Genomic DNA, 4,822 nt, shown 5'->3' with positions numbered 1-4,822 from the left:
GCTGATATTTTCATTCACCGCCGAAATCACCATGCCGATGGAAATATCCGTAGCGGGTTTGCCCAACTGATAGCCGCCGCCCGGCCCGCGTACACTTTTCACTAAACCGTGGCGGCGCAATTTGGCAAACAGTTGTTCCAAATAAGAAAGGGAAATATGCTGGCGTTCCGAAATATCCGAGAGCGTTACCGGATTTTCACTTGCATTTAACGCAATATCTAAAATCGCCGTCACTGCATAGCGTCCTTTTGATGTTAATTTCATTCGCACTTTCCTTTTAATAACTCGGTTTAACGGGCTAAATAGTTACATAACCAACCAAATTAGTCAACTATTTATCCTGCAATAAAACAAGCTGTTTTTCGACCGCACTTAGCATACCGCGTAGGATATTCAATTCGTTTTTCTTCACGTCCGCCCGCTGATACAAACATCTCAATTTTTGCATAACCCCTTGATTTTGAATAAAACCAAGTGTTTGATAAAGCCGTTCCGTATGAGCAAAAAAGTATTCCATTTCTTCTGCCGTCGGATATCGTCCAGCATTTAAATCGGTATCTTCTATTGCAATAACAGGCTGCCCGTTTTGCTGTAAATACGCCATTCGCAGTTCATAACAAACTAACTGTACCGCCATCGCCAAATTCAAAGAAGAATAATCGGGATTGGCGGGAACGGTTAAATGATAGCGACATTTGAGCAATTCTTCATTGGTTAATCCGATCCGCTCCCGCCCGAAAACAACGGCAATCCGTTCGTTCTGCGCAGCCCGTTCAAGGGCTTTCATCCCGCATTCGCGAGGCTCGATTAAGCTGTTTTGCATATGACGCAAGCGGGCGCTGGTGCCAATCACTAACGAACAATCCGCCACCGCTTGATCAAATGTCGGCACAATCACCGCTTGTCGAACCACATCTTCCGCCCCTGCCGCCAAGGCAATCGCTTGTTCGTCAATGCCTTGTTTTGGCGCAACCAAATACAGCCGCGTCAAGCCCATCGTTTTCATCGCCCGCGCGGCGGAACCGATATTACCGCTGTGGGAAGTTTCGACTAATACGATTCGGATATTGTTCAACATAGCATTTGTATTCAGAGTAAAATTTGTGGTTATTCTATCATAATACCCTTCGGATTCAGTCAGGTTTGTGAAATTTATTTTACTTTCCGAAGCGCGAAAACACTGGTCAACTGATTAAAAAATAACTATAATGCACGCCTTTATTATGTTCTTTAGAAAATCCGGTGGATTATGAACCCAATGCTAAATATTGCGATTCGTGCGGCACGGAGAGCGGGCAATGTGATTGCCAAAAACTATGAACGCCGCGATGATGTTGAAACCACACTGAAAAGTGCCAATGATTATGTGACTAACGTGGACAAGGCTGCTGAAGCCGCTATCATTGAGATTATCCGTAAATCTTATCCCGAACATACTATTATCACCGAAGAAAGCGGTGCGCTGGAAGGAAAAGACAACGATGTGCAATGGGTGATTGATCCATTAGACGGCACCACCAATTTTGTCAAAGCTTTCCCGTATTTTTCCGTTTCCATTGCCATTCGCGTAAAAGGTCGCACAGAAGTCGGCGTGGTTTACGATCCTATCCGTAACGAACTGTTCACCGCCGTACGTGGCGAAGGCGCAAAATTAAATGAAATGCGCTTACGCGTGGATAACAAAAAAGAATTGTCCGGCACGGTGTTAGCGACCGGTTTTCCGTTTAAACAAACCAAATTTATGCCGCTGCAGTTCGCTATGATGAACAGCTTAATTGAAGACTGTGCCGATTTCCGTCGCACAGGATCCGCAGCCTTGGACTTATGCTATGTGGCAGCAGGGCGTGTTGACGGTTATTTTGAATTGGGCGTAAAACCTTGGGACTGCGCCGCCGGCGATTTAATCGTACGTGAAGCGGGCGGGCTGGTTTGTGACTTCAACGGCGGACATAATTACTTAAAAGCAGGACATATCATTGCCGCCGCACCGCGCGTCCTCAAAGAAATTTTAAATAAAATTCAGCCTTGTTTAACAGCTGAATTCAAAAATTAATCGGCAAAAAAGCCAAATTCCCATCAGAATTTGGCTTTTATTTTAGCTTTTACTTGCTAACCATCTCTCTAATTTTTCCGTTTCACTGAGCCATTGTGTCGTCAACAATTCTACCCATTCGGCAATATTTTCCTTCCAACCGCTCAATTCGGCACGCTGCGCTTGTTCCGCAATCTGCTGAAGATATGTTAACCCGATACTGGCAGCCGCACCTTTGATTTTGTGAGCGCAATCGGTCAGTTCCGAACGATGAGCGGGATCTTGTTGATAACGTATGAATGCCGTTTGTAAGTCCGCGATATATTCAGGCATAGTTTGTTTAAACAAAGAGAGATTATCCTTTACGAACTGCACGCCGAGCATAGCAATCAGATCGTTTAACATCACAAAATCAGCCTCAAAATCGACCGCACTTTGACCGGGTTCTTTATTTACCGGCGCTAAAAAAACCGAGTTATCCGCTTCACCGAAATAGTCCGATAAACAACGGTTTAATGCTTTCACGGACAACGGTTTACGCAATACATCATCCATTCCCTGTTGCTGATATTCTGCTTTGCTGTGCATAATATTCGCCGTCAATGCAATCAGCGGCGGCAAAAAGTCATATATGCCTTCTTCATATTTTTGCCGCAAATGCTGCGCAACCTGAAAGCCGCTCATGTCCGGCAGCTGAATATCCAATAACACTAAGTCATAAATATTCCGCTCAAATTTCTCTATCGCCTGCTGCCCGCTCATTGCCACATCAACTTGATACCCCTGCTTTTCCAATACCGACTTGGCAACAATCACATTCAATTCAATATCTTCTACCAATAAAACGCGCAAATCGGCAATACTCGGCACAATTTGTTTACTTAGCGGACTGCCGGACTCTTCCGCCCGGATACGAAGCAGAAAAGTAGAACCTTGTCCCAACTCGCTTTTAACGGTTAAATCACCGTCCATTAATGTAGCAATCTGTTTTGCAATCGCCAACCCGATGCCGCTACCGGCCGGTTTACACTTATTATGTTCCACCTGATAATACATGGTAAAAATTTTATCCAGTTCATCATGCGGAATGCCTTGCCCGCTATCACTGACGGCAAAAAGATATTCATTTTCCCCGGCACGCTGTACATCAATGCCGATCAATCCTTTTTCCGTAAATTTAGTCGCATTACTTAGCAAATTCCATAACACCTGACTTAATCTGGTATTATCCAACATTAAAAAATGCGGCAAATTTTCACCGCACTTTAGTGTAAATTGCAGATGTTTTTGCTCCGCCATCAAACGACCGATATTTTCAATATCATTTAAAAAAGCATAAAAATCCGTTTCCTGTTTGTGCAATTCAATTCTGCGTCCGTCAATTTTTTCTAAATCAATAATATCATTGAAAATATGTCCCAAGGAAATCGCACTGACACTGATTGTTTTCAGATAATTACGCTGCTGCTCCGATAAATTGCCGTCTAATAAAATCCGACTAAGCCCGATAATTCCGTTCAACGGCGTTCGTAATTCATGGCTGATAGTTGCCATTAATGCGGTTTTATCTCGGTTGGTCTGCGCCAAACGTCGTTCAGCCAAAATCCGTTCTTGAATTTCTTGTTGTAATTCCTTAACCGAGCGAGCTAAATTAATACGCGATAATTCTAATTTTTCTACTAATAACGTAAAAAAGTAAATTACGAAAGGCGCGGAAATCAAACCGAAAGTAATAGAACGGGCTAAATCCCCCCAGTGGATCTCACCGATAATAAAAATGCTGAGCAGAATTTGAGTCAACACGGCTAAAATCGCAAGCAATGTAATCCCAAGCAAAGAGAACTTTAAACGACCTAATTTAATCACCCAATCAATATATTTTTGTGCAAAGTATCTAAGATTTTTCATAACTGTTTCTGTTAAAAGATAAATTGCTTTATTCTAACACTGATAGAACTAAAGTGCGGTCGTTTTTCAACAAGTTTTGTGAATCAAAATATAATGTGCCTTTATAAATCCCCAAAAAACAAAAAACCGCAAGTCTCTCAACTCACGGTCTCTTATCTATCCGGTTTCCTACATCCATCCGGTTCTCTATATCTATCACAATAAATCCCTGGCGGTGACCTACTCTCACATGGGGAACCCCCACACTACCATCGGCGTCACGGCGTTTCACTTCTGAGTTCGGCATGGGGTCAGGTGGGACCACCGCACTATCGCCGCCAGGATAATTCCTTCTAGCAAAACCAAAAACAAGCCTCAACTCACAACCAACTCCCGTCAGTCGCTTACCCTTCGTCCTTTCAATTACTCCACTTTCATCCTTCCGACTACTTCTCTTCTTACGTTTAGGTCAAACCACACCATCCAAAACACCTACGTGCCCAAAACACTTGAGCGTTGTATGGTTAAGCCTCTCGGGCAATTAGTACGCGTTAGCTCAATGTATCACTACACTTACACACCGCGCCTATCTACGTCTTCGTCTCAAACAACCCTTACAGTCTTATAGACTGGGAGAACTCATCTTAAGGCAAGTTTCGTGCTTAGATGCTTTCAGCACTTATCTCTCCCGCATGTAGCTACCCGGCAATGCGTCTGGCGACACAACCGGAACACCAGTGATGCGTCCACTCCGGTCCTCTCGTACTAGGAGCAGCCCCTCTCAATTCTCCAACGCCCACGGCAGATAGGGACCGAACTGTCTCACGACGTTCTAACCCCAGCTCGCGTACCACTTTAAATGGCGAACAGCCATACCCTTGGGACCTACTTCAGCCCCAGGAT

General features: G+C 44.0%; 4 protein-coding genes and 2 rRNA genes. 1 reads left to right on the top strand and 5 read right to left on the bottom strand.

Going from position 1 to position 4,822, the window contains the following annotated elements; translation table 11 throughout:
- Together ACEYKX_RS01030 and trmJ are read right to left on the bottom strand one after the other, a co-directional pair.
- Nucleotides 1-264: Rrf2 family transcriptional regulator (locus ACEYKX_RS01030; RefSeq protein WP_373780362.1), on the bottom strand; the 264-nt coding region annotated here is incomplete at its 3' end.
- Nucleotides 265-331: 67 nt separating this feature from the next.
- Nucleotides 332-1,078 (bottom strand): tRNA (cytosine(32)/uridine(32)-2'-O)-methyltransferase TrmJ, encoded by a 747-nt coding sequence (gene trmJ, locus ACEYKX_RS01025; protein ID WP_373780361.1) that lies wholly within the window; start codon nucleotides 1,076-1,078, stop codon nucleotides 332-334.
- Between the two features lie 171 nt (nucleotides 1,079-1,249).
- On the opposite strand from trmJ, the gene suhB reads away from it, so the two are divergent.
- On the top strand, nucleotides 1,250-2,053 hold the full coding sequence (gene suhB, locus ACEYKX_RS01020; protein WP_373780360.1) for an inositol-1-monophosphatase: 804 nt from the start codon (nucleotides 1,250-1,252) through the stop codon (nucleotides 2,051-2,053).
- 42 nt (nucleotides 2,054-2,095) lie between these two features.
- Here suhB and ACEYKX_RS01015 read toward each other — a convergent pair whose 3' ends face one another.
- The 3 genes from ACEYKX_RS01015 to ACEYKX_RS01005 all read right to left on the bottom strand — a co-directional run.
- On the bottom strand, nucleotides 2,096-3,940 hold the full coding sequence (locus ACEYKX_RS01015) for an ATP-binding protein (protein ID WP_373780359.1): 1,845 nt from the start codon (nucleotides 3,938-3,940) through the stop codon (nucleotides 2,096-2,098).
- A gap of 206 nt (nucleotides 3,941-4,146) precedes the next feature.
- A 5S ribosomal RNA gene (gene rrf, locus ACEYKX_RS01010) occupies nucleotides 4,147-4,262 on the bottom strand.
- Between the two features lie 177 nt (nucleotides 4,263-4,439).
- A 23S ribosomal RNA gene (locus ACEYKX_RS01005) occupies nucleotides 4,440-4,822 on the bottom strand; the annotation flags it as partial.

The sequence above is a fragment of the Glaesserella sp. genome (genome assembly GCF_041817755.1).
Lineage (GTDB): Bacteria > Pseudomonadota > Gammaproteobacteria > Enterobacterales > Pasteurellaceae > Glaesserella.
This window is presented reverse-complemented; position numbering and strand designations above follow the sequence as displayed.